Origin of the sequence: Streptomyces sp. NBC_00443, from assembly GCF_036014175.1 — a bacterium.
In the GTDB taxonomy this organism is placed as follows: domain Bacteria; phylum Actinomycetota; class Actinomycetes; order Streptomycetales; family Streptomycetaceae; genus Streptomyces.
Genome location: NZ_CP107917.1, coordinates 126,628 through 152,291, shown reverse-complemented (window position 1 = coordinate 152,291; position 25,664 = coordinate 126,628). Strand labels below are relative to the sequence as shown.

Here is a 25,664-nt window from a genome sequence, read left to right as displayed (position 1 = left end):
TCACACGCCCCGTCCGTCTGGAGGGTCCATGCACACCAGTTCCGCCCGTGGCGCAGTCCGCCCCCGCGTCACCACCGCCACCGCCACCGCTACCGCCGGTCCGCGGCCTGGGGCCGCCGCCGTCGGTCCGCCCCCCGGCGCCACCGCCGTCGGCTCGCCGCTGCCCCTGCCGGAGCCCGCCGACGAGCCCTCGCCCCACCAGCTCTTCGACCATGCCTGTCGGCGCCTGCTCGGGCGCGGCCAGGCATTCAGCGACATCGTGGTGAACCAGATCCGCACCGAGGTGCCGTACTACGCGGACCCGGTGCTCGCACCCCGCGATCTGCCGCAGTCCGCGTACAAGGGCGTACGCATCACCCTGGAGGCCGCCCTCGACCCGGGCCGGATGGCGGACGTCGAGCGCTACACCCGTGAGCTCGGCATCCGCCGGGCCGAAGAGAGCCGCCCCCTCGACGAGGTGCTGCACGCCTTCCGGGTGGCCGGCTCGGAGGTCTGGAACGGGATCATCGGTGCAGTGGAGCGGGACGGCCTCGGCGTCCAGCGTCACCTCGTGCGCGTGGCCGAGCTGGTGTGGAAGAGCAACGACCGCGACTGCGTCCTGCTGGCCGACGCCTACCGCCAGGTCGCCAAGGGTGTGGCCAGCCGCCACAACGAGCGCGTACGCCTGATCCTCGCCGCCGTACTGGAGAGCCGCAACGACCCTGCATTCATCCGGGACGCGGCATCGATCCTCAACCTGCCGCCCGACGGACGCTTCGCGGTCGCGGAGATACGGGCCACGCCGCCCGTCGGCCGCACGCCCGACGCCGCCCCGGAGATCCGCGGCATGCGCGTCCTGCGCCACACCGGGGGTCGGCGTGATGTGCTCGTCGCACATCTCGGCGACCGCGCGCTCGACGCGCTTGTCTCCGCCCTCGACGCCGGTCCCGGCATACGCATCGGCGTCAGCCCGGTCGTCCACGGTCTGGAGAACCTGTCCCGGGCGCGGGACATGGCCGGACTCGCCCTGCGCACCTGCCGGGGAGACGGCGAGATCGCCCGGCTCGACGCCCGCCTGCCCGAAGGCCTGCTCGTCTCACGGCCCGACCTGTCCGCCGAACTCGCACTGCGGGTGCTCCGGCCGCTGTACGAACTGGAGCCCGCCGACCGAGAAACGCTGATCGACACACTCGGGGTGTGGATCGAGAAGGGCGGCTCGGCGGTCCAGGCGGCCCGGCACATGCTGTGCCACCGCAACACGGTGCTGAACCGGCTGCGCCGTTTCGAGCAGATCACAGGGTTCGAACTGTCCCGTCCCCGCGACCTCGTACGGCTCACGCTCGCGTTCGACGCACTCCAATTGCTCGGGCCTGCGACCGTCCTCGGCTGCGCGGACACCTGGGATCGCGACGTTGACGGCTGAGGCCGCAGACAACGACGTAGGCCCGCTGCGAACCCGCGATGCGTGCCCAGCAGGGGCCGCCGCACATACCTCTCGGCTCTGCCGGCGGCCGCACCGCCCTGGTCGGTTCCCTTCCCGCGGGTGGCTGAATGGGCGTCAGCACAGTCACCACCCTCCGCCGTTGGGAGCGGACAACGGCGTGCCCGAAGCGCATGGACTGACTGGTCGGTACGTGCTCTCGTGAGCCCTCATCAGGGGCACTGCCGTCAGGGGCAATGCCCGCGCAAGGCATCGCCCGAGCCGAGCGATGCGCGCTTTGCTGCCCGCCAGGAGAGCTCCATGGCCCATCAGCACGTCCATCCGCACACCCCGCAGCCGCACCAAAGACCCCGGCCCCGCCCGCCCGGCCGATCCTTCGCGCTCGTCAACGGACTGACCTTCGCGGTCCACCTCCTGCTCGCCTGCACCGCCGAGGACCTGCTGGCCACGCGAGTCGCCGGACAGATCACCCTCGGTGTCGTCGCACTCCTCGCCCAGGGTTCGCTCCTGCTGTGGACGGCGGCGCGCTACGACCGCGCCCCCTACGGCGACGCCCCCGGCGATGCCCCCGACGGGGCCCCCTGCGGCGAGGCCGCGTACGAGCCGCAGGGGGAGCGCTGATGCTTCCTCAGATGCTGCTCGCCGCAGGGACACCCGGCTCCCTCGACCTGGACACGGACACCCGCTCCTGGGTCCTCGTCGGCTTTCTGACGTTCATCGTCCCGATGCTGCTCCTCTGTGTGCTCAACGGCCCCGAGCGCGACCGGGTCAGCGACTTCTACACCGCGGGGCGCAGGCTGCGCCCCGTGCAGGGCGCGATCGTCCTCTCCGGCGTCTATCTCTCGGCCGCGACCGTGCTCGGTACGACGGGAACCGTCGCGGTCTTCGGCTTCGACGGCCTGTTCGTCGCCCTGTGCACCGTGCTGTCGCTCGGCGTCCTGCTCCTGCTGTCCGGCCCGCTGCGCGAGCGCGGCAGCTACACCCTCGGTGACACCTTCGCCCTGCGCGCCCCGGGGCCCGCCGTGCGGATCGCGGCCGCCGTCGTCACGCTGAGCGCCTGTATCCCGTATCTGATCGTCCAGCTCTCCGGCGCGGGCCGGACCACCGCCATGCTGCTCGGCCTTTCCGGGCCGGGCGCCGAACAGACCGTCATCGTCATGATCGGCACGCTCGTCGTCTGCGCCACGGCCTTCGGCGGGATGCGAGGCATGATCGCCCTCCAGATGATCAAGACGGTGTTCCTGCTTGCCATGGCGCTCGCCGTGGCCGCGGTGCTGCTCCACCGCTTCCACTGGAGCGCCGACTCCCTCATTGACGCCGCCGCTCAGGGCAGCGGCCGACCCGACGGCTATCTGCGTCCGGGCCTGCGCTTCGCCACCGGGGGCCCGGTCGAGAGCACGCTCGACTTCATCGGCCTGATGATCACCGTGGTGCTGGGCGTGGCGTGCCTGCCCCATGTCGCCACTCAGCTGAACACCGCGCCCGACCCGGCCGCCGCCCGACGTACGGTCCGCCACACCATCGGCATCGTCGGCGCCGTCTGCCTCGTCACCACGGTGATGGGCTTCGGTGCCGCGGCGATGATCGGTGCCCCGAAGATTCTCGCCGCCGACCCCGGAGCCACCAGCAGCCTGCTGATGCTCACCGGCGATCTGGCAGGAGGATCGTCGGCGAAGACGGGCGAGGCATGGCTCGTCGTGCTGGTCGCCTGCGCTGTGTTCCTCACGACGCTTGCGGTCGTCGCGAGCGTGACCCTGGCGGCGGCGGGCGCGGTCGCCCACGATCTCGTCACCAACGTCGTGCGCCGCGGGCGCACCACCGAGGGCCGGGAGGTGGCCGCGGCCCGTATCGCGTCCTCCCTGGTCGGGGTGCTGAGCATCTGCTGTGCGGTGTGGGTCCAGGGCTGGAACATGGGCTTCCTGTCCACGCTCTCCCTGGCCGTGGCGGCCTCCTGCCTGCTCCCGGCGCTGGTGTACGCGTTGTTCTGGAGCGGCTTCACCCGCCGGGGGCTGCTGTGGACGCTGTACGGCGGCCTGGGCTCAGCGATCGGACTCCAGGTGTGCAGCCCCGTCTTCTCGGGTAACCCGATGGCGCTGGTGCCCGAGTGGCACATCGACTGGTTCCCGCTCCAGACCGTCGCCCTGGTGTCGCTGCCCGTCGCGTTCCTGCTCGGCTGGCTCGGCAGCGTGACGGGACAGCGTCATACGGTCCCGGTGGCGGAGGCGCCGGTCAAGCCTGACGCACTGACGTACTGACGCAGGAAGGCGGCGGTTGGCGGAGCGCCCTCACACACTCCACCGGCCGCCGCCCCACGACGTCGAGCCGCCCCACGCCGATCACGACTCAGCCAGCCGTGACCGCGTCGACACGCCGGTCCACTCGCGCAGCCAGGAGAGCAGCCCACGCTTCGGTATCGCCCCCAGGGCGCGCTTCAGATCCCTGTCGTCGCGGTCCAGGGAACCGACGCAGCGAAGACCTGCCGGGCACGCGTGAACCGATGCGGAGACGTGTAAGACCTCCGATGCAGAACATCGTCGCCGGTGCGGATCTCGTGATCATCGGGGCGCGTCGCCGGCATGGCGACTTCGGTCTGCAACTCGGCCGCGTGGGCCACACGCTGCTGCACCACGCGCACTGCCCGGTCGCAGTCGTTCCGCAGTCTGCAGCGACAAAAGCGGGAGCGCGAGCGATCGCGGTTGCAGTGGGGGACTCATGACGTTCGATCACGGACGGGCCGAGGTCACTGCCGCACCGGCGCTCGCAGCCTGTTGGGGCCTGGCGGCCAGTAGCGACGGTTCCGGCTCGGCAGCAAGCGCGAGCGCCGCGCCTACGATTGCCCGGAATGCGTCGGGATCCGCGACGTACTCGGCCTTGCCCACACCGAGGGAAGCGCAGGCGGCCGCGGCGGCCGTCAGCAGCCCGACGGCGAGCACCCTTTGTCTGAGCTTGTTCCGCTTTGACGTGGACTGCGGTAGCCGAGGCTGCTGTGCAGTCGGTGCAAGTTGTACCAGCCCTCGATGAAGTCGAAGATCGCGGTGCGGGCAGCGGCCCGGCTGGGCCAGGAGCTCGTGTCGGGCAACTCCCGTTTGATGGTGGCGAAGAACGACTCGGCGAGTGCGTTGTCCCAGCACTGACCGGTGCGGCCGACGGACAGGCGGACTCCGAACTCGCTTGCCAGCGTGGCGAATTGCTGACTGGTGTACTGACGGCCGCGATCCGAGTGAAAGATCACCGGTCGCGCGGGGCGACGCTCGCGGCAGGCCGCCGTGAGGGCGTCGGCGACCAGTTCGGTCCGCAGGTGGTCGGCGGTGGACCAGCCGACCACGCGCCGGGAGGCGATGTCGATGACGGTGGCCGGATAGAGCCAGCCCTCGTCGGTGGCAACGTAGGTGATGTCGCCGCACCAGCGGGTGTCGAGGCCGTCCGGGTCGGGAGCGAAGTTGCGAACGACAAGGTCGGGCCTGGCGACGGCCCACGGGTCGGGGATCGTCGTCAGCCGCCGTCGCCTGCGGTGGCGGCCCTGCAGCCCGGCGTCGCGCATCAGTCTGGTGACGCGGCGCCGTCCGCAGTCCTCGCCCTGTCGTTGCAGGGCGGCATGGACCCGCGGGACCCCGTAGGTTCCGCGGGACCGCTCGTGGACTTCGGCGATCTTCTCGGTCAGCTCGGCTCCCGGAGCGCCCGCGGCCCAGGCTTGGCGGTGCGGCGGGCGTAGAAGGCGGTTCGGGAGACCTGCAGCAGTTCACGCGCGCGCTTGACGCTGTGACCGCCATGCTTTTCCGCCTCGATGAACGGATGCACCGTCACCGGGTCTCCTTCGCGAAGAAAGCTGTCGCCCGCTTGAGGACCTCGACGTCCTCGCGCAGCCGGCGGTTCTCCCGCCGCAGCGCGGCCAGTTCCTCGCGTTCACTGCTGGTCAGTCCGTCGCGCTCGCCCGCGTCGACCTCGGCCTGGCTGACCCACAGCCGCACTGCCGTCTCGGTCAGGTCGAAGTCCTTGGCGATCTGGCCGACCGAGCGGTCACCGCGCCGGCACAGCTCAACCATCTCGGCCTTGAACGAGCGGCGAGGGCGTGGCTTCTTCTTCCCCATGCTCTCCATGATGGACATCCTCCCGGGGCAGAATCCCTGATCTCGGATGTCCGTCAAAGCGGATCAAGCCCAGCCGCTGCTGACAGTCCGGGCTGGGCGATGAAGGTACTGATGCGGGGAGGATGCGGTACAGCTCGTACATGCTGCCGATCACCTACGGCGTCAAGGCCAGGCAATCGTGGTGCTCGCTCTTGTCTGTGAGGGCGGCTGAGAGTCTCAGCCCATGGACGCTGTTGCGCGGTGTGTCAGCGGCGGCAACCGCGGCATCATTCGAAGACGATAGTTGTGGGTGCGGGTCACCAAACGGATGTCATGACGCCGGGGCTCGTCGGCGGCCCCGGCGTCATGGCGATCGAGAGTGCTACGGAGCCGCCGTCGTGGTGCCGTTGATCACGAACTGCGAGCCCGGTTCGATAAGGACGTTCCCGTCGGCCGAGTCACTGATGGTCACATTGGTCAGTGTCGCGCTGCCGCGTGCGCCTCCCATCGCGAGGATGCCCGCGCCGTTGTTGGACTTGGTGATCGTCACGTTGTCGATCTTCGCGTTCGGTACGGCACCGCCGCCCGTCTTGAACTGGATGCCGTCGTACGTCGAGTCGTGGATCTCCGTGTCGCGGATCGTGACACCCGGGATGTCGGGACCCGCTGCGAACAGGGTGATGGCGCCGAACTCCTGGGCCTCGCCCCAGAACGCGCCGCCCGTGCGGTACAGCCCGTTGTTGGCGATCAGCGTCTGCCCCGAGAAGGGGATCGGGTCGTGGTCCGTGGCGAGCATGATGCCCGGGTAGTTCATGGTGTCGTAGACGAGGTTGTTCTCGATGGTGTTGCCGTAACCGCCATACACGGCGATGCCGTTGGCGCGCCACGGCAGCTGGACGGTGTTGTTGCGGAAGTGGTTGTCGTGGCCGATGTCCACCGACTGGTCCTTCACGTACTTGCTGGCCCACACCGCGAGCGCGTCGTCACCGGTGTTGCGGAACGAGGAGTTGAACACGGTCGAGTTCCGCGTCCCGTTGGTGAAGTTCACGCCGTCGGCATACGTGTTGCGGACGCGCATGCCGCTGAACTCCAGGCGGTCTCCGGGGCCCCACAGGTCGGGGATGTTGGAGTAGTCGCGGCCAACCCAGACGCCCACGTTGGCGTGCTCGATCCATACGTTCGTGATCTTGGTGTCCTCGCCGAAGCGGCCGTTCAGTCCGACTCCGCCCTCCGCGCCGCCGTCGCCGCCGCGAATGGTGCCCGAGCCGAAGATGGCGATGTCGGAGATCTTGGTGTTGTCGTCGATGTCGAAGCCGAAGTTGCCCTCGTGCGGGTGGTTGATGCCGCCGGCCTGGTGCGGCGGGGTCAGGGTGTAGAGCTGGGAGTGCCACATGCCCGCGCCGCGGATCGTGACGTCCCGGATGCCCACCTGGTTGTAGTCGCCCCGGTTCAGCGGGTCGTCGGTGAGGATCTTCTGTTCCTGGCGCCACTGCCCGGCCGGGATCCACACACAGTCGATGGTGCCGTTCTGGTCGGCCGTCACCGCCCGCTGGATGGCGTCCGTGTCGTCGATGCCGTCGTTCGGGATAGCGCCGTACTCGGTGATCGAGGTGCACTCGGCGGGCTTGCTCGCGGCCGGCGCCACCTGCTCCAGGTCGATCATGTCGACGATGTAGTACGCCGCGTTGTCACCGGCGTCGCGCTGCAGCTTGAACTTGGTGCCGGCCGGATACGTCTGCGACAGCAGCGCGTGCGACTCGTCGAACAGCCGTCGCGCATCGGTCTGCGGGGTGTTGGTCAGGCCCTCGGGGTCGTCGGAGTTGCCGTACAGCCAGCTGTACTTGGAGGTGAGGGTCAGCTTCTGCACGAACGTACCGTTCGCATAGAGGCTGAGCGTGGCCTCCTGACCGCCGCCGCCCGCCGCATCCGGGATGGAGTTGCGCACGACGATGGAGTTCGACGCGCTGGTCGAGGTGAACTCCACGTACTGACCCGAGGAGTTGAGGCGTACGGACTCGCGCCCCGACGACTCGGTGGCGAAGTTGGTGTGCCCGAAGGTGCGTTGGCTGTCGGTCTGCAGGAGGGTGCCCGTGTACTGGGCGTCCTCGGCCTCGTACTCCACGTACGGCACCGCCGCACCACGGCCGACCACGATCGAGCGCGCGAACACGTTGTTGTTCTCGTTGGTCTCGGTGACCACGCCGGTGGCGTCCGCGGTGGCGGTGAGGGTGGCGCCGCCGTTGGTCGCGGTCCAGCTGCCGCCGACGGCCACGGTGGCGGTGTCACCGGCGGAGATCGCGGGAGCGGTGCCGTTGAGCGTGGTTCCGCCGACGGTCAGCCGGGTGACCGAGCCGGCGCCGACGGCGCTGGTGCCACGGTTGTGTACCTTCACGTTGAAGGTGACGTTCGAGCCCACGGCCGGGTTGGCCGGGCTGGAGACGATGTCCGTGACCTCCAGGTCGGGACCGGGGGCCTGGCCGACGACCAGCTTCGCGTCCGCCGTCCGGCTGTTGTTGCTGTTGTCCAGCTCGGCCACGGTGTCGTTGGGGTCGACCACCGCGGAGACGGTGTAACTGCCCATCGCCCGCTTGCCGACCGTCACCGGGACGGTCGCCGTCTCTCCCACGTCGAGGGCGCGCACCGAGCCGCTGCCGGCGGCCGTGCCGCCCAGACTGACGTTCAGCGTGGTCGCGGCCCCGGCCGCGGAACCGCCGTTGCGCACGGTGGCGTTCACCGTGATCTCGTCGCTTTCGCTCGGCGCTGCGGGAGTCCAGGTGAGGTCGGTGACGGTGAGGTCCGGGTTGGGGGCCGCGACTCCGGTGACCTGGAACTCGGCGACCTGGCCGCCGAAGCCGGAGCTGTTGGTGTAGATCTTCAGCTGGATGTCGGCGTAGCGACCGGTCACCGGAATCGTCACCGCGTTCTGGTTCGACGACGGATTGAAGGTGTAGTCGGCGCGCGCCTTGAGCGAGGTGTACTCGGAGGCGTTCTGCGCACGCCCGAGCACCTCGATGTTCTGGGTACGGGTTGACCATGCGGCGTCGGGGTTGAGCTTGACCACGACCCCTTCGAGGTCCGCGTCGGCGCCCAGCTTCACCGTGAGCGTCGACGGACTGCCGCTGGACTCCCAGTAGGTGCTCACGTTGTTGTCGTTGGCGTTGGCGGCCAAGTAGTTCTGCGTCGAGGAGGACGCCTCGATCGGCTTGTTGACCGCCAGGTTCGTCCCGTTCACAGGCGGCGGGGGCTCGCCCTCCTCCCCGTAGATCTCCAGCTCGGATACCTGCGCCGCGGGCCAACCGGTGTTCGCTGTCACCTGCACCCGCACGTACCGGACGTCCGTGGAGTCGAAGTCGACCGTGACGCTGCCTGATCGTGACGGGTCGAACTGCCTCCCGGCGGAGCCGGAAAGGGTGCTGAAGCTGCTGCCGTCGCTGCTGCCCAGAACTCTCAGGGTCTGCGTGCGGGCCTCCCATGAGGTGGGGAGCTTCAGGACGACCTGGTCGATCGCGGCGCTGCCGCCGAGGTCGACCTGAATCCACTGCGGGAAGGCGTTGGACGGGCTTTCCCAGTACGTCTGCTGGCTTCCGTCAGTGACGTTCCTTGCGGGATAGCCGCTGTGGGACCCACTCGCCGTGGCGGTCTTGCCCAGGGCCAGGTTGGGGACTGCGGCTTCGGCTGCGGAGGCGGCGGCGGGCAGAAGCCCGGCGGTGGCGAGACCCGCTATCAGCGAGCCGACGACCGACCGCCGGACGGAGTGCGTCCATCTCATGGTGTCCTCTGTTCCACGGGGATTCAGGGATCCGTGCAGAGCGGGACACATCCGGCAGATCTGTCCACACTCGGTGAACTTGCGCGTGTGCCTTCGAAATTTGAGTGATTCAGTCGAAGATTTGCGTACCGTACGTCACAGATTTCATGGAGGTCTTGGGATTGTCAACGGCTCTCACTGGACTGTCCGGTTGCACCCTTGGACCTCGGGGCAACAGGAGAGACACGGGCCCCGGTCGAGCATGATCGCCTCGGCGGGTTCGGTGGTCGTGAAGATGACTGGGCGTCAGCGGCCACGGCGCGCAGCGCGTCCTCGAGGTCGAGGTCGCCGGGCAGCCTGTCAGGGCGAAGACGCCGGGGAAGACGACGCTGCTGCGGGCGCTGGCCGGCCTGTAGAACGTGGAACTCCGGCACGGCCGAGGTCCAGGTCGGCGTCCGTCCCGAATACGTCAAGGATCCGCCCTGGTCAGCCCCTCCGTGACGATTCGTAGTTGGCTACGCCGGGGGCTCCGGTCACCATGCCTTGATGACCGGCGCGTCGGGTTCGTGCTGCCGCCAGGTCTCGTTGAGGCGTGCGAGCCGGTCTGCGGCGGCGATGCCGCACAGGGACGCGACCTTGCCGTCACTGACTTCGAACGCCACGGCACCCACGACCCGGTCGTCGACCACGGCGAGGACGGCCGGGGAGCCGTTGACCAGGGCGATATGCATCGCGGGCGATCCGCCGGCCAGCCGCCGCTTCGCCGGCGTGGGCTTGAAGCCGGCCCGCACGTAGGAGGCGACCCGCTCGCGCGTCTTGTACCGCAACAGCCGCGTGGCCAGTCCGGCGCCGTCCGAGACAGCCGTCACGTCGTCGGTGAGCAGCGCCACCAGCCGTTCGGTGCGCCCCGACGTGGCAGCGGCGAGGAATTCCTCGACGACCCGGCGCGCGGACGCGGGGTCGGCCTCGCCGCCGCGGCGGCGCTCGGCGGCGACCCGGATCCGGGCCCGGTGGACATGCTGCTGGCTCGCGGACTCGGTGATGTCGAGGATCCCGGCGATCTCGGCGTGGCTGTACGAGAAGGCCTCACGCAGGACGTAGACGGCCCTTTCGACCGGCGAGAGCCGCTCCATCAGGGTCAGGACGGCGAGGGACACCGATTCGCGCTGCTCGAAGGTATCGGCCGGGCCGAGCATGGGGTCGCCCTCGAGGAGCGGTTCAGGCAACCAGGCACCGGCCGCTCGCTCGTAGCGCGCCTGCGCCGAGCGGAGCCGGTCGAGGCAGAGATTGGTGACGACCTTGGTCAGCCACGCTTCCGGTACCTCGACCCGTTCGCGGTCTGCGGCCTGCCAGCGCAGGAACGTGTCCTGCACGGCGTCCTCGGCGTCGGCGGCCGAGCCGAGCAGACGGTACGCGAGCGAGGCCAGCCGGCCTCGGCTGGCCTCGAACCGATCGATGGCTGCGCTGTCCATGCCGAACAGCCTATGCAGTAGCCCTGGCACCGGCCCGGTCAGGCGCGGTGGCATGGCGGCGCTTGCGCTTCGGCATGCCGAAGGTGGGGTGGGCGATGCCCCACCCGGCCCCCTTGAGCACGCCCGACTTCAGCCGCGCGGCGGTCCGGCCGCCCAGGTACCAGGACTTCGACCGGGCGTCCCTGTCCACCATCTGGAAGATTGCGTCCCGCCGCCCGAGGCTGATGTGGTTGCCGTGGTACTTCAGCCCGGTGGTCGGGACCTCGCTGCCCGTCAGGCGCGAGATGATCGCGGCGGTCGCCTGCATGTTGGTGAAGCCGGCCGAGGCGCAGGACATCGGCAGCGGCCGGCCGTTGTCGCCGATGGCGTAGGCGCAGTCACCGGCGGCGTAGACGTCCGGGTGGGAGACCGAGCGCATGGTGCGGTCGACGACGATCTGGCCGGTCTCGGCGATCTCCAGGCCGCTGGCGGCCGCGAGGGGGTGCACGGCGAAACCGGCCGACCACACGGTCACGTCGGCGGGGATGGGCGTACCGTCGGCGGCGATCGCCCGTGCCGGCTCGACGGTTTCGATGCCAGTGTGCTCGTGGACGGTGATGCCGAGCCGGTCGAAGGCACGGCGCAGGTGACGGCGCGCCTTCGGGGAGAGCCAGGCGCCCAGCTCACCGCGGGCGGCGAGCGCGACCGAGAGGTCGGGCCGGGACTCGGCGAACTCGGTGACGGTCTCGATGCCGGTCAGCCCCTCACCGACGATCAGCACGGTGCCGCCCTCGCCCAGTGCGGCCAAGCGCTCGCGCAGGCGCAGCGCCGAGGACCGGCCGGTCACATCGAAGGCGTACTCGGCCACGCCGGGGACGCCATGGTGGGCTACGGAGCTGCCGAGCGCGTAGAGAAGCGTGTCGTACGCGAGTTCGCCGTCGCCGTCCTCGCCGGTCACGGCGACGGTCTTGCGCCCGGGGTCGACGCTGGTGACGAGCGCCAGGCGCAGCCGCACCCCGGTGCCCGCGAATACGTCGGCGAGCTTGCGGGACGCGAGGTCCTGGCCGATCGCGAGCTGGTGGAGCCGCATCCGCTCAACGAAGTCAGGCACGGCGTTGACGACGGTGATCTCGACGTCGGCGGGGGAGAGCCGGCGGGCCAGGTTTCCGGCGGCGAAAGCCCCGGCATATCCGGCGCCGAGTACGACGATGCGGTGCTTCATGGTGTCGCTCCTGTCTCGTTCGCGTGCCCTTCGAACGAGACGGCACCGCGATTGCTGACAGGATCCTGGTGTGACCTGGGTCACCTAGCTAAGACCGTGTCCTATGACTGGCAGCCTGACCGGTGGGATCTCCGAGCTGGGATGTGACCGCAGTTATGGCGATTGGTCGGCCCGGCTCAGCGACCTCTGCCAGGGCGAGGCCCTGCTCAGCCACGCGGAGGCGGTGATCCTGCTGCACCGTCCCGCCTACTACGACCCTCAGCACCGCACGGGCCGCTACGAACGTTCACCCGATCCCGAGCTGTACCCGGTGGGACCTGTTCCCGCGGTACGGACTGCCCGAGCCGGCTGTTCACCGCGCCGAGCGCCTCGTGCCGCACAACCGTCATGGCCGGACCGGGTCCGTCGAAGTGGGCGTGGAACTCGCTCGTGCCCGCTTCTTCGACTTGGTTCCCGAGCCCGTTGGCTGACTCTGGACCTACGGCATCAACCCGGGCAGCAAGGGGCGGTGCATGGCGTGTTCCAGATCCCGGCGGGCGAGAAGCTCACCAGTCTCTGGGTAACGTCCAGTACGGCCATCGACGGTGTGGAGTCGGGCTACCCGGTGCGCCTGACCTGACCCGAGACAATTTGTCTTCGAACACGTCAGCTGTCGCCGGGGGTGTCGGGGACCGGGGGCCACGCCTTCGCGTCCTCGCTCCAGCGCAGAAGGTGCCCGCGCAGCTCGGGTCGTTTGACGTCGAGGTCGATCAGGGCGAGCCGGGCCTCGTCGGTGGGATCCGGGCCCGGCTCGACCCTGAACATGGACGTGTTCGCACCCGCCACCGTGGTCTGCATGACCCGGCTCCCCGGTGCTGTGTTGTCTTCACCCACCGGGCTTGGTTCCATCGTGGCTGTCCTGAAGTCCCCGCTCACTTCAATCCCCGTTCATTTCCCTCGCGCCGTGTCGTCGAGAAGTCCTCTGCATCGCGCCCGAGGTCGGGAGCAGCGCGTGATCACGGGAGACCTTGGTCGTTGAAGGTGGTGCGGATACGGCGCGAGCAGCGCATCGGACCACTTCGGCTGGCCGCCCGCACCCGGATCGCAGCGACCACCGCCCACCGCGTCCTCAAGCGTCACGGCCTGCCCGTCCTGGCCGCGCCGGACCGGGCCACCAGCGAGCCTGTCCGCCGCTACGAACGCTCCCGGCCCGGCGAACTGGTCCACATCGACGTCAAGAAGCTCGGCCGCATCCCCGACGGCGGCGGGCACCGCACCCAAGGACGCGCGGAAGGCCGACGCAACAGGACCGGCACCGGCTACGCCTACCTGCACACTGCTCTGGACGACCATTCCCGCCTGGCCTACACCGAAGACTGCCCGACGAGACCGCCCCGACCTGCGCAGGCTTCCTCACCCGGGCCACCGCCTGGTTCGCCGCACACAACGTCACCGTCGAACGCGTCCTGACCGACAACGCCTGGGCCTACACCAAGAACACCTGGCGGCAGACCTGACACGAGCTGGGCATCAGTCCGCGCTGGACACGGCCTTGGCGTCCGCAGACCAACGGCAGAGACGAACGCTTCCACCGAACTCTGCTCGACGAATGGGCCTATCACCGGCCCTACACCTCAGACGCCGAACGCCAAGCCGCCTTTCCCGACTGGCTGGACTGGTACAACTACCACCGACCCCACACCGGAATCAGCGGCCACACCCCAGCCAGCCGCGTCACCAACCTGTCCGCTCAACACACGCGTTCCGGCCGCGCGATCAGGACTCGTGACGAAAGGATCGTATGAGCTCCCTTGCCAGTGCATGCTTGCGGACTTCGCGACACCGAACGTGTCGTGGCGCCGGCAGGCGCATCGTTACGCGCGGAGTACCAACTTACCGTCCGCGTACGGAAGTACCTTTGCGCGCGGCAGGTGCACGAGGACGTCCTCGCCGACCGGAACTCCGTCCTCTCGCGGCGTCTTGGCCCTGACAGGCTGCCCGGCGACCTCGACCTCGAGGACGCGCTGCGCGCCGTGGTCGCTGACGCCCCGCAGCCGGCCGGGGAAGGTGTTGGGGCCGGGCTCCGTGACTATCTTGACGTATTCGGGCCGTACGCCGACCTGGATCTCGGCCGTGCTCCGGGGATGTCCCAGGCGCCGGACAGCGGCAGGCCGCCCAGCGCCAAGGGCCCGTCGCTGCGGTCCACGGTCAGGAAGTTCATCGCCGGCGAGCCGATGAAGTAGCCGACGTACGTGGAGGACGGCGCCTCGAACAGCTGCTCAGGGGTGCCTTGCTGCACGGCGCGGCCGTCTTTCATGACGAGCAGTTCCTGCGCAAAGCTCATCGCCTCGTACTGGTCGTGCGTCACATAGATCACCGTGGGTCGGAACTGCTCGGTGATCTCTCGGATCTTGCGCCGCAGCGAGTGTTTCAGCTGCGGGTCGATCACGGTGAGCGGCTCGTCCATCAGGACGGCAGCCACGTCGTCACGGACCAGGCCGCGGCCGAGTGAGATCAGCTGCTTGTCGTCGGCGGTGAGCCCGCGTGCGGACTGCCCCAGCCGGTCTTGCAGGTCCAGGGCCTCGGCGACCTGCCGGACCTTGGCGTCGGTCCTCGCCTTGGCCCAGCGCCGGCACTGCAGCGGGAAGGCGAGGTTGTCGTAGACCGTCATCGACTTGTAGATGACGGGGAACTGGAAGACCTGGGCGATGTTGCGCGCCTTGGTGGGCAGGGCGGTGACATCGACGCCGTCGAACAGCACCCGCCCCCGGGATGGTCTGACCAGGCCGGACAGGATGTTCAGCAAGGTTGTCTTGCCGCAGCCCGAGGGTCCGACCAGCGCGTAGGTCTTGCCGGACTCGAAGGTCAGCTTCAGCGGCTTGAGAGCCCACCGCTCCTCCTCGGCACCCGGCGCGTACGCGTGCCCGACGTCGACGATGTCCAACTGCGCCATATCAACGGCCTTCCACTGAAGCGAGATCGTACGAAGGTGTTTGCACGAGCGCCCCCTGCTCGTCGAAGGCGAACAGCCGGTCGGGACGGAGCCGGAGTCTGATCAGGTCGCCGAGGGCGACGTCGTGGATGCCCTCCATCTGTACGACGAAGGGGGTCTCGCCGACGACCGCATGGACGAAGGTCTCGGAGCCGGAGATCTCGACGAAGGTGACCTCGCCCTCGACACCGCTTGAAGCCAGGCTGACGTCGGTGGCGCGCAGGCCGAACTGGTAGGCACCGTCGGGCAGGTTGGCCAGGTGCGCGGAGACGTGCGTGGCCTGGAAGCCGGCCACCGCGACCTGGCCGCCCTCGAGCCGGCCAGCGAAGATGTTCATGGGCGGGTCGTTGATGATGGACGCCACGGTGGTGGTCGCCGGGCGTTCGAAGACCTCCTGAGGGGTGCCCGTCTGGAGGATCCGCCCCTCGTGCATGACGAGGACCACGTCACCGAGCATCATCGCCTCGGCGGGTTCGGTGGTCGTGTAGATGACGATCGTGTCCCCCTGGTCCGAGAAAAGGGCCTTGAACTCGTCGCGCAGCTGTTCGCGCAACTTGTAGTCCAGGTTCGCCAGTGGCTCGTCGAGCAGGAGGATTCCGGTACCGCGGGCCAGGGCGCGAGCCATCGCGACGCGCTGCTGCTGGCCGCCGGAGAGCTGGGCGGGCTTGCGCTTCTCGAAGTCCGTGAGGCCCACGCTCGCCAGGCTCTGCCGCACCCTGTGCCGGATCTCGTCGCGTGACAGCCCGGCCCGCTTCAGCGGGAAGGCCACGTTGTCGTACACGTTGAGATGCGGGTAGTTGATGAACTGCTGGTAGACCATGGCGGTGTCGCGCCGCCACACCGGAGTCTTCCGGAAGTCGGCTCCCGCCCGGGTCAGGGAGCCGGAGTCCACGTTCTGCAGGCCGGCCAGGGCCCGCAGCAGCGTCGTCTTCCCGGCCATCGTCCGGCCGATGACGGTGTGGAGCCGTCCAGGCTGGAAGGTTGCGGTCACGTTCTTGAGGTGATCGACGCCGTCGACGGTCAGGCACAGATCAGTGGCGTTGAGATTCATCGGACCGCTCCCGACAGGTTCCCCTTGGACAGCAGGCGCTCCACCCAGAGGGCGAGCAGGATCAGTGGTGCCACGCCGAAGAGTGCGGCGGCCGACAGCGTCCACCACGGTGGAATGGAGGAGTTGAGGGCGACGACCGCCTGGGGCAGCGTCTGGACCTCGGTGAAGGTCAGCCGGAAGGCGAAGAAGAAGTCGTTCCAGCCGAACACGGCGCAGAACATGGCCGCGACGGTCAGCCCGGGCAGGGAGTTCGGCAGGATCGCTCGTACGAAGGTCTGGAACGGCGGGCAGCCCTCCAGCATCGCCATCTCGTCGATCTCCCGGGGGATGCCGTTGAAGAAGTCCACCATCACCCAGACCGCGATGGGCAGCAGGAGCGCGACCGTCACGATGACCAGGCCCGCGATGGTGTCCAGCAGGCCGCCCCACTGCAGGAGGTAGAAGAAGGGGATCACCAGGACGACGGGCGGCATGATCCGCTGGGAGACGAAGAAGAAGACGATGTCGCTGTTCTTGATGAAGCCCAGCTTGAACCGGTACCGGGACAGTGCGTAGGCGGCCAGTGACCCGAGGGCCAGGCTGATGGCGGACGCGGCGATGGTGACGACGGCACTGTTGATGAAGGGATCGATCACATCGATGCCGCCGGCTCCGCCGAAGATGTTGCGCCAGCCGGTGAGGGTGGGCTCGTACTGCGCCCAGGGGAGGTAAGTGGCACCGCCTTGGACGGCGTTGGCGTTCTTGAAGCTGGTCGTCATCGCCCAGAAGAACGGTCCCGCGACGAAGCAGGCCCACAGGGCGATCACGGTGTACTTGAATACGGGATAAAGGCGCGACCTCATGAGTCCCCCTTCAGCTTGAGGGCCCTGGTGAGCAGGGCGGCGACGACCGTGAGCGTGACGATCATCAGAACGAGGTAGGTCAGGGACATCGCCCCGCTGTAGCCGGTCTGCTGATCGCGGAGGCCCTGGATGTAGAGGTAGTAGCCCGGGGTCTCCGTGGAGGACCCCGGCCCGCCGGACGTCAGGACGTAGACGCTGTCGGAGAGCTTGGACGCCTCGATCAGCCGGATGATGACCGCCGCCACCGAGACCGGTGCCATCAGCGGGAAGGTCACCTTCCAGAAGGTGCGCCAGGTACCGGCGCCGTCGATCGCGGCCGCCATGAACGGTTCCTTGGGAAGGCTGAGCAGGCCGGCCAGCAGCAACAGGAACATGAAGGGGGTCCACTGCCAGACCTCGACGGTCATCAGCGCGAACAGGGCCGGTCCGGACTCGGTGAGCCAGGGAATCTTCGTCAGGCCCAGCATCCCCAGGAGGTCGTTCACCGGGCCCAGCGACTCATGGAAGATCGTCTGCCAGATGGCGGCCATCACTACGGGCGTGGTCATCATGGGGACGAGAAAGAGCACCCGCCAGAATCTGCGGCCGCGTGCCTCGCGCCAGACCAACAGGGCCATGCCGAAGCCGATGAGGTACTGGATCAGGACCGTGCCGCCCGCTAGCAGGATCAGCCGGGTGATGGAGGACCAGAAGCGGCTGTCGTCCAGCATCGCGGTGTAGTTGCCCCCTCCGATGAAGTCCATCTGAGGGTTGCTGACGTTCCAGCCGGAGAAGCTGACGCGGATGGTGAACAGCAGCGGGAAAATGATGATCAGGAAGAGCGTGAGCAGTCCCGGCAGCAGGAACATGCTCTTGTGCCGGCGCAGGCCGTCCATGGGTCTCCTTGCGGAAGGAAGCGGGAGTCCCCGGGTGACCGGCCGGTGCGGTCCGGCCATCCGGGGCGCCCTGCGTTCGGATCAGGACTCGTCCTCGAGCGCGACCACGTTGCGATAGGCGCTTCGGACCTTGTCCTTGCCGATCTGGTCGGTGATCTTGGCCCATTCCCCGGCCACGCCGTCCAGCGCCCGCTGCGCGGACTCCTGGCCCGCCAGCGCCGCGGCGACTCCGTTGGCCAGCGCGGACATGTACTGGTTGACACCGGGGACACGCAGGTCGAAGACGCGGTTGGGGTTCTCTTCCATGCCGGAGAGCGTGTCCACGTACGCCTTGGCGACGTCCTTGTCCCAGCCCTGCTTCTCCCAGAACTCCGGGGCGAAGTGGGAGATGCGGTAGGGGTTGACGCCGAAACGTCCGATGGTCAGGTCGAGAGCGGTGTTGGCCTCGTTGCTGAAGAAGCACAGGTAGTCGAAGGCCATCTCCTGGTGGCTGGACGCCTTGGCCACCGCGGACGTCCATCCCCAGGTGAAGTAGGCCGCCTGGTTCGCCTTCTTGTCCCACGACTTCGTGGTGCGGTTGTAGACCTCCGTGGAGCCCGGCAGCGGCGCCGCCTCAACCGTGTTGCGGATTCTGCTGTCCGGCTGCTGGGCCTGGATGAAGGCGTCGTCCCAGGAGTAGGACATCAGCGTCTGGCCGCCGCCGAAGGAGAAGATCTCGTCTCCCAGGCCGAAGTTGGCGCCGCCGGGTGCCCAGGTGGACTTGGCCTTGACCATGTCCTGCAGGGCGCGGACGAAGCCGGGCGTGTTGATCAGCGGCTTCATGGTCTCTTCGTCGAAGAAGACACCGCCCTTGACGTCCGGATTCTTCACGTACGGCGCCGCCCGGCTGATGAACGCGGAGAACGTCAGGTCATCGCGCTTGGTGACCTCGGCGCTCCCGTAGTTCTTCTTGCCGTCGCCGTCGAAGTCCTTGCCGCTGAAGGCCTCGGCTATGTCCTGGTATTCGGCCCATGTGGTGGGGACCTTCAGGTCCTTGCCCGTGGCCGTCTCGTACTGTGCCTGCCACTTGGGGTCCTTCAGCACATCGGCGCGGATCTTGAGGTAGTGCCGGTCGCCGTCCACCGGGTACTGCACGACCTTGCCGTCCCAGGTCGCCACGTCCATGTAGGCCGCGGTGACGTCCTGCATGCCGGTGGTGTTCAGGTACTTCTCCGGCACCGGTGCCAGGTACGGGGCCAGGTCGCCGATCCACAGGGACGGGTAGAACATGACGTCGTACGCCGGCTGGCCCGCCTGGAGCGGTGTGAGGATCTTCTGGTGCAGCTCGCCGAAGGGGACGTTGACCACCTCGACCTTGCCGCCGGTGATTTCCTCGAACTGCTTGGCGTGCAGTTGCGTCGGCTCACCGATGACCGGGACGGCATGGCTGATGATCTTCAGCGTCTGCCCGGAGTAGTCCTTGCGGCTGATCGACTCGTAGCTGCAGGAGCCGGGGACGTCCTTGACCTTCGTCGCCGGGTAGTTCTTGCCGTACTTCTGGTAGCTGATGTCCGAGCCGGGCTTGAAGAGGGCGGTCTTTTCCTTGGGCTTTTGCTGTGCTTCGTTCTGGGCGGTGCACGCGGTGGCGGTCAGGGCCGCTGCGGCCGCTACGGCGACCAGGCCCTTGTACGGTCTGCTGCGCATGGGGCTTCTCCTGCGGTGTCAGGGGATCAAGATCGCTCGGCCGCGTACGGCGCCGGCGTGCAGGTCGTCGAGGGCCTGCCGGAAGGAGGCGAGGGGTAGTGCTGGGTGTGCAGGGTGACCTTGCCGCGGGCCGCCAGGACCATCAGTTCGGACAGGTCGTTGTAGGACCCCACGAGATTGCCGATGAAGTTGATCTCCGTGGAGATGACGTCGATCGTCGGCACGTGGAGGTGGCCGCCGTAGCCGATGACGTAGTAGTTGCCGTTGCGGCGCAGGCAGGCCACGCCGGTCTCGACGGCGCCACCCTCACCGACGAAGTCCACAACGGCCTCCGCGCCGTGCCCCGCCGTGAGGTCCCGTACGCGGTCGGCTTCGCTGCCGTCCGCGAGGAGCGTGTGGTCGGCGCCGAGTTCCTTGGCCAGCGCGAGGGCCTCGGGGCTGCGGTCGATGACGATCATCTCGACCGGCGACAGGGCCCGCAGCACCTGGATGCCGATGTGCCCGAGACCGCCGGCGCCGATGACGACGGCCTTGTCACCGGGCCACAGTGCCCGGGCCGCCTTGGCGGCGGCGTGGTACGCCGTGAGTCCGGCGTCGGCCAGGGCAGCCACCGAGGCCGGCTCCAGGGACGGGGCGAGAGGCACGACCGAGCGGGCGCTGGTCTTCAGGTACTCGGCGTAGCCCCCTTCGGCGTCGATGCCGGGGAAGGCCGAGTTCATGCAGTGCACGTCGTCGCCGGCCCGGCAGGCGCGGCACAGACCGCAGGTCACCAGGGGGTGCAGGATGACCGGGTCTCCCACCTCGACGTTGCTGACGGCCTCCCCGACGTCCGCGACCCAGCCGGCGTTCTCGTGCCCGATCGTGTACGGCAGGGCGACCCCGCTCTTCTCCTTCCACTGTCCTTCGAGGATGTGCAGATCGGTCCGGCAGACTCCGGCGCCCCCGATCTTCACGATCACATCCAGCGGGCCGGTGATCTGCGGGTCCGGCACGTCCACGAGCACGGGCGGCTCGTCGTACTCGATGACCTGCACGGCTTTCATGGCGGCTCCCTGCGAGTCGGCGGTTGGGGGGGTGCGCCGATTACACAGGCCGCCGTTCGCAGGTCGATGTCTCAGAATCCGTCCGCGGATGTCTCAATGTGATACATGCCGTAGGCGCGAGGCCGCCGGGCTGTTCCAATCACTGCACCGAGGAATGTGACGCGCGCCGCACGGGAGTGTTAAATGCCCCGACACCAGCCCGGGAACTCACTGAGAGTAGCCAGAGAGCTCTATCTGGAGGCCACCCACGATCCGAGCGCCCGGCCGCTCGTGGTCGCCTCATGGCAACGCTCGATCGAGTACAAGGTGAAGTCCGGCAGCCTTGACGCTCCCTACCTGGACAATCCCAATCTGGACAGTCTCCTGGCCAGGGCGGCGCTGCCCATCTTGAACAGGCTGCACGAGCAGCTCGCCGACGACCCGGTCTCCACGATGATCACAGACCGGAACGGCGTGGTGCTGTCACGGAAGGTGTCCCACGACGGTCTGACGACGCACCTCAACCGCGTGCGTCTGGCCCCGGGGCATGTGTTCGCCGAGCGCTACGTGGGCACGAACGGCATCGGGACCGCCCTGGCCAGCGGCCGCCCGGTCGTGATCGCCGGAAGCCAGCACTACGTCGAAGAGCTGCGGGAATTCCACTGCGCGGCTGTGCCGATCCTGCATCCCACCCGGAGCACCCTGCTGGGCGCGTTCAACCTCACCACCATCCGTCAGGGCTCCGACGGCATGCTGATGGCCTTCGCCCGCTCGGTCGCGGCCCAGATCGAGGCCGAGATCGCGGCGATCACCTCGCGGCGCGAGCGCGCTCTCTTTCAGGACTACATGGAGGCGTGCTCCTCGGTGCGCCCGGGCCCCGTGCTGGCCCTCAACGGTGATGGCGTCATGATGAACGAGCAGCTCAGGGCGGCGGTGACCGGGCCGGATCACTATGCGCTGCTCGACCATGCCCGTGAGATCGCCGACGACCGCCGGTGGGAGGGGACGCGCAGCATCGCCCTGCCCTCGGGACGGGTCGCCGAACTCAGGGTCAGGCGCTGTCGGCGCGGGGACAGCGACGCGGGCGCCATCCTCCGAGTCCGGCTGATCGGACGCTGCCAGCGCGGCGCTGCGGTTCCCGCCACACCTGCCCGGCCGGTCCTGGGACTGGCGGGCTCGTCCCCGCAGTGGCTGCGCTCGGTCGCCGACAGCGAAGCGGCGTTCTTGACCGGGACGTGGCTTCAACTCCTGGGCGAAGCCGGCGTCGGCAAGAGGACCCTGGTCGAGGCCCTGCACCGCGCCCATGGCGCCGGACGTCGACTGGAGATGGCGGAAGCGCCGCTGTCGGACGCACCGGCTGTCACCGAGCGCTGGCTGCACGACATCGGAGAGCTGCTTGCCATGCCGTCCAGGGTGCTCGTCCTGCGCGACGTCCACGTGTTGGGTGACCAGCTGCGGCAGCGGCTGAGGAGCCTGTTGACGCACCTGGCCGGAACCGCCACAGGGCAGTTGGTGATGACCAGTCAGCCGTCGATGGTCAGCACCGAGGACCAGCTGGACCAGTTCTGCGATGCCACGGTGGAGGTGCCTCCCCTGCGCCACCGCTACGGGGACATCGAGCACCTGGCGCGGTTCTTCCTGCGAAAGTACCGGCCGAGCGGCGAGAGCAGCTTCTCCCCGGATGCGCTGGCCCTGCTTCAGCAATGCCCCTGGCCGGAGAACGTCCGGCAGTTCGAGTCCGTGATCCGCGGCCTGGCACGGCGGTCGTCCGGCCGGATGATCCATGTGGAGGACTTGCCGCCGGAGTGCCGGGTGTCCTCGCACAAGGTGCTGACCACCATCGAGGCGCTGGAACGCGACGCCATTCTGCGTGGGTTGATGGCCCGCAACTCCAACGTTCAGCGCACTGCCCAGGACCTGGGGATCTCCCGCGCCACGATGTACCGCAAGATGCGCCGTTACGGGATCGTCCCGTCGAGCCTGGCCTGACAGGAAGCTCGGCGTCCAACCGGGGGCGCCCCCGCGCGGGCGAAGCGACCTGGAGGTGTCGGCGGGGCTCGGCCCGCCGATGGACCTCGCGGCGCACCGCGCCTTCCCTGCCGCAGGCAGGCCGCCGGCGCCCGCTGGGGGCGGAGGGCGAGTGCGGCGCGCTCATCTATGGGCTTACATGGCAAACAGCAGGTCAGCGGTTCATCGGGGAATGCCGAGCCACTGTCCCCCCGTACAGCGGTGGAGAAGCGGATGACGGAGTTCAGCGAAAGCCACGACGATCCGTTCGCCCTGCACCTCGTCGCCTTGGCGGTGCTCGACGATCAGGGAGTCGTGGTCGGATGGAATCGGCGGGCGCAGGAACTGCTCGGCTTTTCGGACACAGCCGTGATCGGGCATCGGGCATTCGAGGTCCTTGTCGGCCCTGGCGAACTGCCGGCTGCCAGGGAGGCCGCAGCGAAGTGCAGGAGAGCCGACGGCTGGTTCGGGGTGCTGAAGGTGCGACACCGTGACGGGCGGCTCGTGGAGATGGGGCTCAGGGCCCATGCGTTCTCGGGCGACGGCGATGCCCGGCAGTGGCTTCTGGCCGGCGCACTCGCGGCTGACGTCCTGGAGTGGCAGAGGGATCGCGCGGTTCTCGACGGGTTGTACCGGCAGTGCCCGATCGGCCTGATCGTGCACGGCCCCGACCTGAGGCTTCTTCGGGTCAACCGAGCCATCGAACGCTTCACCGGCGTCCCGGCAGCGGGCTTTGCAGGACTGCCCACCGGGCAGATGCTCATCCCCGACGACGCACGCAAGTCCGTGGACCGTGTGCGCCAGGTGATGGAGACCGGTAGACCGCTCGTCTACTCCGAGCAGTTCGTCCGCCTGGAGCAGGATCCGGGACGAGAACGGGTCGCCTTGGTCTCCTCCTTCCGGATGGAGGATCCCGCCGGCCGCATCCTGGGCGTGGCCGAGATGATCGAGGACATCACCGAACGCCATCGGGCCCAGCGCAGGCTCGCGCTCCTCGACCAAGCCGGCACCCGCATCGGAACCACCCTCGACGTGGCCGAGACCGCCCGGGAACTCGCCGAGGTCATGGTGCCTCACCTCGCCGACCATGCGTCGGTGGACCTGCTCCAGCCGGTGACGCACGGTGAGGAACTGACGCCGGCCCTGGCAGGGCCGGTGGTACGGCTGGGAGCCAGCAGCGTCGGTGCTCAGCAACCCGGCCCACCCCACCCCCACGGCGAGGCGGTGGAGCTCGCGCCCGACTCGCCCCAGGCCAGATGCCTGGCCGCAGGGCGTCCCGTCCTGGAACCGGTGCTCGCGTCGGACTGGCTCTCGACCGAAGGCCACCAAGGCGCCCATGTTCCGTATCCGGGCGCCCACTCGCTGATCGTGGCACCTCTTGTCGCACGTGGCATGGTGCTGGGCGTGATGAGCCTGTGGCGTTCGCGCCGCCCCGACCCTTTCGAGGCGGACGATCTCACCCTCGCCCAGGAACTCGCCTCGCGCGCCGCCGTCGCCATCGACAACGCCCGGCGCTTCACTCAGCAGCAGCAGACCGCTTTCACGTTGCAAAACAGCCTCCTGCCCCGGGCGGTTCCGGACCAGCCGGCCGTCGAGGTGGCCTTGCGGTACCTGCCGGCCAGCGGGGCGCCAGGCCTGGGCGGCGACTGGTTCGACGTCATCCCGTTGTCGGGTGCCCGGGTCGCCCTCGTCGTCGGCGACGTGGTGGGACGCGGCATCCATGCTGCCGCCACCATGGGTCGGCTGCGTACCGCCGTGCACACGCTTGCCAGCCTCGACCTGGAACCGGACGAGGTCCTCTCCCGGCTGGACGACATGGTCAACCTGCTGGCAGTCGAACAGGAAGGAGCCGGCGAACGGCCCGTGGGCGAGCAGGTGGTTGGCGCCACCTGCCTGTACGCCGTGTACGACCCGGTCTCCCAGCGGTGTTCCGTGGCCCGCGCCGGCCACCTGCCGCCTGTGGTGACCACTCCGGACGGACACGCGGCACCGCTCGATCTGCCCGCCGGCCCACCGCTCGGTCTGGGCGGTCTGCCGTTCGAGGCCCGGGAGATCGAACTGGCCGAGGGAAGCCTGCTGTGCCTTTACACCAACGGAGTCATCGGTGAACGCCACATCGATGCCGACGCCGGTCTGACCAAGCTGTGCGCAGCGCTCACCCGCCCCTCGGATGCCCTGGAACGAACGTCCCAGGCGGTGGTCGACTCGCTCGTGTCGTCGCACCCGAGCGATGATGTCGCTCTGCTGATCGCCCGCACGCGCATGTTGCCGCCGGACGATGTGGCCTCCTGGCAGCTGCCGCTGGAGCCTGCCAGTGCCGCTCGTGCCCGGGCATTGACCTCGGCCAAGCTGACCGAATGGGGTCTGGAGCACTTGGCGTTCACCACCGAGCTGATCGCCAGCGAACTGGTCACCAATGTCTATCGGTATGCCAGCGGCCCCGCGACCCTGCGGCTGATCCGGGAACGGACTCTGGTGTGCGAGGTCAGTGACACCAGCCACACCTCCCCACACCTGCGCCGCGCCCGTACCACCGACGAGGGCGGGCGCGGCCTGTTCCTGGTGGCACAAATGGCCGAACGCTGGGGCACCCGCTATACCCGCGAGGGCAAGACCGTGTGGACCGAACAACCTTTGAGCGGCTTGTTCACCTGACCGTCTTTGGCCGTGGTCATTCGGCTGCGGCGAGCAGCCGGGCCTCGCTCTCCTCGTACAGCCGACGGTTCTCGCGGCCGGCGACCGGGCGGAGCGGGCGGTCCCAACGGCTGCCTAGCCACCCGGTCAGGTAGCCGAACGGGATGGAGACCAGTCCGGTGGACTGCATGGGGAGCAGGTCGAAGTCGGGGCGCGGGAAGGTGGCGGACGGCGTGCCCGAAACGGCCTTGGAGAAGACCATGAGCAGCAGCGCGCAGGCTGCTCCGCCGTGGAGGGTGGCGAGCAGGCAGGTGCGCGTGACTCTTTTCGCGGACCGCGGCTACGACCACGACAAGTACCGCTGGCTCCTGCGGCAGCGCGGGATCCGGCCCGCGAGCGACGAGCGGGGACAGCCGCACGGCAGGGGCCTGAGCACGTTCCGCTGGGTTGTCGAGCGGACGATCTCCTGCTGCATGGCTTCCGCCGCCTGCGGATCCGTTGGGAACGACGCGACGACATCCACGAAGCCTTCCTCGGAGTCGCCGTCTTCCTGATCACCCACCGCCACGTCCAGAGGCTTTGTCAGGGCCAGTTATCGGCGAGCTCCCCACCCGCAGTCCCCGCTCCCGTGCCCTGCATGGCCCGCTCGTACCGCATCGGCCCGAACATGT

At 68.7% G+C, this 25,664-nt stretch carries 20 protein-coding genes and 3 pseudogenes; 8 read left to right on the top strand and 15 right to left on the bottom strand.

Annotated elements, in window-relative coordinates; translation table 11 throughout:
* The first annotated feature begins 28 nt into the window (after positions 1 to 28).
* From OHO27_RS00715 to OHO27_RS00700, 4 genes and pseudogenes are all read left to right on the top strand, one after another.
* Positions 29 to 1,402: a PucR family transcriptional regulator gene (locus OHO27_RS00715; protein ID WP_328419291.1), complete on the top strand. Its 1,374-nt coding sequence runs from the start codon at positions 29 to 31 to the stop codon at positions 1,400 to 1,402.
* 318 nt (positions 1,403 to 1,720) lie between these two features.
* A complete protein-coding gene (locus tag OHO27_RS00710) occupies positions 1,721 to 2,041 on the top strand; it encodes a hypothetical protein (RefSeq protein ID WP_328419289.1) in 321 nt (106 codons plus the stop codon).
* Positions 2,041 to 3,675, top strand: coding sequence for a sodium/solute symporter (locus OHO27_RS00705; protein ID WP_328419287.1), 1,635 nt, complete (start codon positions 2,041 to 2,043; stop codon positions 3,673 to 3,675). Before OHO27_RS00710 ends, OHO27_RS00705 begins: the two co-directional genes overlap by 1 nt.
* 281 nt (positions 3,676 to 3,956) lie before the next feature.
* A pseudogene (locus OHO27_RS00700) lies at positions 3,957 to 4,136 on the top strand (universal stress protein); the annotation flags it as partial.
* 195 nt (positions 4,137 to 4,331) lie between these two features.
* Here OHO27_RS00700 and OHO27_RS00695 read toward each other — a convergent pair.
* The 7 genes from OHO27_RS00695 to OHO27_RS00665 form a co-directional block, all read right to left on the bottom strand.
* On the bottom strand, positions 4,332 to 5,069 hold the full coding sequence (locus OHO27_RS00695) for an IS3 family transposase (RefSeq protein WP_328430304.1): 738 nt from the start codon (positions 5,067 to 5,069) through the stop codon (positions 4,332 to 4,334).
* A gap of 8 nt (positions 5,070 to 5,077) precedes the next feature.
* The gene (locus OHO27_RS00690) at positions 5,078 to 5,224 is read right to left on the bottom strand and encodes a hypothetical protein (protein ID WP_328419285.1); all 147 of its coding nucleotides are present in this window, start codon (positions 5,222 to 5,224) and stop codon (positions 5,078 to 5,080) included.
* A complete protein-coding gene (locus OHO27_RS00685) occupies positions 5,221 to 5,517 on the bottom strand; it encodes a transposase (RefSeq protein WP_443059498.1) in 297 nt (98 codons plus the stop codon). The genes OHO27_RS00690 and OHO27_RS00685 overlap by 4 nt, the downstream gene beginning before the upstream one ends.
* A 352-nt stretch (positions 5,518 to 5,869) precedes the next feature.
* Positions 5,870 to 9,256, bottom strand: a complete 3,387-nt coding sequence (locus OHO27_RS00680; protein ID WP_328419283.1) for a discoidin domain-containing protein — start codon at positions 9,254 to 9,256, stop codon at positions 5,870 to 5,872.
* A gap of 512 nt (positions 9,257 to 9,768) precedes the next feature.
* The gene (locus OHO27_RS00675; RefSeq protein ID WP_328419282.1) at positions 9,769 to 10,707 is read right to left on the bottom strand and encodes a sigma-70 family RNA polymerase sigma factor; all 939 of its coding nucleotides are present in this window, start codon (positions 10,705 to 10,707) and stop codon (positions 9,769 to 9,771) included.
* Between the two features lie 10 nt (positions 10,708 to 10,717).
* Positions 10,718 to 11,908, bottom strand: coding sequence for an NAD(P)/FAD-dependent oxidoreductase (locus tag OHO27_RS00670; RefSeq protein WP_328419281.1), 1,191 nt, complete (start codon positions 11,906 to 11,908; stop codon positions 10,718 to 10,720).
* A 645-nt stretch (positions 11,909 to 12,553) separates the two neighbouring features.
* A complete protein-coding gene (locus OHO27_RS00665; protein WP_328419279.1) occupies positions 12,554 to 12,745 on the bottom strand; it encodes a hypothetical protein in 192 nt (63 codons plus the stop codon).
* A 183-nt stretch (positions 12,746 to 12,928) separates the two neighbouring features.
* Here OHO27_RS00665 and OHO27_RS00660 point away from each other — a divergent pair.
* Positions 12,929 to 13,692: pseudogene (locus tag OHO27_RS00660) on the top strand (IS481 family transposase); the annotation flags it as partial.
* Between the two features lie 69 nt (positions 13,693 to 13,761).
* On the opposite strand, the gene OHO27_RS00655 reads toward OHO27_RS00660, so the two are convergent.
* The 7 genes from OHO27_RS00655 to OHO27_RS00625 all read right to left on the bottom strand — a co-directional run bounded on the left by OHO27_RS00655 (position 13,762) and on the right by OHO27_RS00625 (position 20,373).
* Entirely contained in the window at positions 13,762 to 13,980 is a 219-nt protein-coding gene (locus tag OHO27_RS00655) for a hypothetical protein (RefSeq protein WP_328430303.1), read from the bottom strand.
* Entirely contained in the window at positions 13,977 to 14,840 is an 864-nt protein-coding gene (locus OHO27_RS00650) for an ABC transporter ATP-binding protein (protein WP_328419277.1), read from the bottom strand. The genes OHO27_RS00655 and OHO27_RS00650 overlap by 4 nt, the downstream gene beginning before the upstream one ends.
* Position 14,841: 1 nt before the next feature.
* Entirely contained in the window at positions 14,842 to 15,930 is a 1,089-nt protein-coding gene (locus OHO27_RS00645; RefSeq protein WP_328419275.1) for an ABC transporter ATP-binding protein, read from the bottom strand.
* A complete protein-coding gene (locus OHO27_RS00640; RefSeq protein ID WP_328419270.1) occupies positions 15,927 to 16,772 on the bottom strand; it encodes a carbohydrate ABC transporter permease in 846 nt (281 codons plus the stop codon). Before OHO27_RS00640 ends, OHO27_RS00645 begins: the two co-directional genes overlap by 4 nt.
* Positions 16,769 to 17,647 (bottom strand): carbohydrate ABC transporter permease, encoded by an 879-nt coding sequence (locus OHO27_RS00635; protein ID WP_328419268.1) that lies wholly within the window; start codon positions 17,645 to 17,647, stop codon positions 16,769 to 16,771. The genes OHO27_RS00640 and OHO27_RS00635 overlap by 4 nt, the downstream gene beginning before the upstream one ends.
* Before the next feature lie 81 nt (positions 17,648 to 17,728).
* A complete protein-coding gene (locus tag OHO27_RS00630; protein WP_328419266.1) occupies positions 17,729 to 19,330 on the bottom strand; it encodes an extracellular solute-binding protein in 1,602 nt (533 codons plus the stop codon).
* A gap of 26 nt (positions 19,331 to 19,356) precedes the next feature.
* Positions 19,357 to 20,373 (bottom strand): NAD(P)-dependent alcohol dehydrogenase, encoded by a 1,017-nt coding sequence (locus OHO27_RS00625; protein WP_328419263.1) that lies wholly within the window; start codon positions 20,371 to 20,373, stop codon positions 19,357 to 19,359.
* Between the two features lie 183 nt (positions 20,374 to 20,556).
* On the opposite strand from OHO27_RS00625, the gene OHO27_RS00620 reads away from it, so the two are divergent.
* On the top strand, positions 20,557 to 22,341 hold the full coding sequence (locus OHO27_RS00620; protein WP_328419261.1) for a sigma-54-dependent Fis family transcriptional regulator: 1,785 nt from the start codon (positions 20,557 to 20,559) through the stop codon (positions 22,339 to 22,341).
* Between the two features lie 252 nt (positions 22,342 to 22,593).
* Positions 22,594 to 25,014 (top strand): SpoIIE family protein phosphatase, encoded by a 2,421-nt coding sequence (locus OHO27_RS00615; protein ID WP_328419259.1) that lies wholly within the window; start codon positions 22,594 to 22,596, stop codon positions 25,012 to 25,014.
* A 16-nt stretch (positions 25,015 to 25,030) separates the two neighbouring features.
* On the opposite strand, the gene OHO27_RS00610 is transcribed toward OHO27_RS00615, so the two are convergent.
* Positions 25,031 to 25,255, bottom strand: coding sequence for a hypothetical protein (locus tag OHO27_RS00610; protein WP_328419257.1), 225 nt, complete (start codon positions 25,253 to 25,255; stop codon positions 25,031 to 25,033).
* Between the two features lie 58 nt (positions 25,256 to 25,313).
* Here OHO27_RS00610 and OHO27_RS00605 point away from each other — a divergent pair.
* Positions 25,314 to 25,537, top strand: a pseudogene (locus OHO27_RS00605) (transposase); the annotation flags it as partial.
* Between the last annotated feature and the right edge of the window lie 127 nt (positions 25,538 to 25,664).

Excerpts from the sequence above, each read along its gene's own strand:
- OHO27_RS00650 (WP_328419277.1), bottom strand. The coding sequence starts at position 14,840 with ATGGCGCAGTTGGACATCGTCGACGTCGGGCACGCGTACGCGCCGGGT.
- OHO27_RS00705 (WP_328419287.1), top strand. The coding sequence starts at position 2,041 with ATGCTTCCTCAGATGCTGCTCGCCGCAGGGACACCCGGCTCCCTCGAC.
- OHO27_RS00630 (WP_328419266.1), bottom strand. The coding sequence starts at position 19,330 with ATGCGCAGCAGACCGTACAAGGGCCTGGTCGCCGTAGCGGCCGCAGCG.
- OHO27_RS00645 (WP_328419275.1), bottom strand. The coding sequence starts at position 15,930 with ATGAATCTCAACGCCACTGATCTGTGCCTGACCGTCGACGGCGTCGAT.
- OHO27_RS00685 (WP_443059498.1), bottom strand. The coding sequence starts at position 5,517 with ATGGAGAGCATGGGGAAGAAGAAGCCACGCCCTCGCCGCTCGTTCAAG.
- OHO27_RS00680 (WP_328419283.1), bottom strand. The coding sequence starts at position 9,256 with ATGAGATGGACGCACTCCGTCCGGCGGTCGGTCGTCGGCTCGCTGATA.
- OHO27_RS00715 (WP_328419291.1), top strand. The coding sequence starts at position 29 with ATGCACACCAGTTCCGCCCGTGGCGCAGTCCGCCCCCGCGTCACCACC.
- OHO27_RS00615 (WP_328419259.1), top strand. The coding sequence starts at position 22,594 with ATGACGGAGTTCAGCGAAAGCCACGACGATCCGTTCGCCCTGCACCTC.
- OHO27_RS00625 (WP_328419263.1), bottom strand. The coding sequence starts at position 20,373 with ATGAAAGCCGTGCAGGTCATCGAGTACGACGAGCCGCCCGTGCTCGTG.
- OHO27_RS00670 (WP_328419281.1), bottom strand. The coding sequence starts at position 11,908 with ATGAAGCACCGCATCGTCGTACTCGGCGCCGGATATGCCGGGGCTTTC.
- OHO27_RS00610 (WP_328419257.1), bottom strand. The coding sequence starts at position 25,255 with ATGGTCTTCTCCAAGGCCGTTTCGGGCACGCCGTCCGCCACCTTCCCG.
- OHO27_RS00635 (WP_328419268.1), bottom strand. The coding sequence starts at position 17,647 with ATGGACGGCCTGCGCCGGCACAAGAGCATGTTCCTGCTGCCGGGACTG.
- OHO27_RS00710 (WP_328419289.1), top strand. The coding sequence starts at position 1,721 with ATGGCCCATCAGCACGTCCATCCGCACACCCCGCAGCCGCACCAAAGA.
- OHO27_RS00640 (WP_328419270.1), bottom strand. The coding sequence starts at position 16,772 with ATGAGGTCGCGCCTTTATCCCGTATTCAAGTACACCGTGATCGCCCTG.
- OHO27_RS00665 (WP_328419279.1), bottom strand. The coding sequence starts at position 12,745 with ATGCAGACCACGGTGGCGGGTGCGAACACGTCCATGTTCAGGGTCGAG.
- OHO27_RS00620 (WP_328419261.1), top strand. The coding sequence starts at position 20,557 with ATGCCCCGACACCAGCCCGGGAACTCACTGAGAGTAGCCAGAGAGCTC.
- OHO27_RS00675 (WP_328419282.1), bottom strand. The coding sequence starts at position 10,707 with ATGGACAGCGCAGCCATCGATCGGTTCGAGGCCAGCCGAGGCCGGCTG.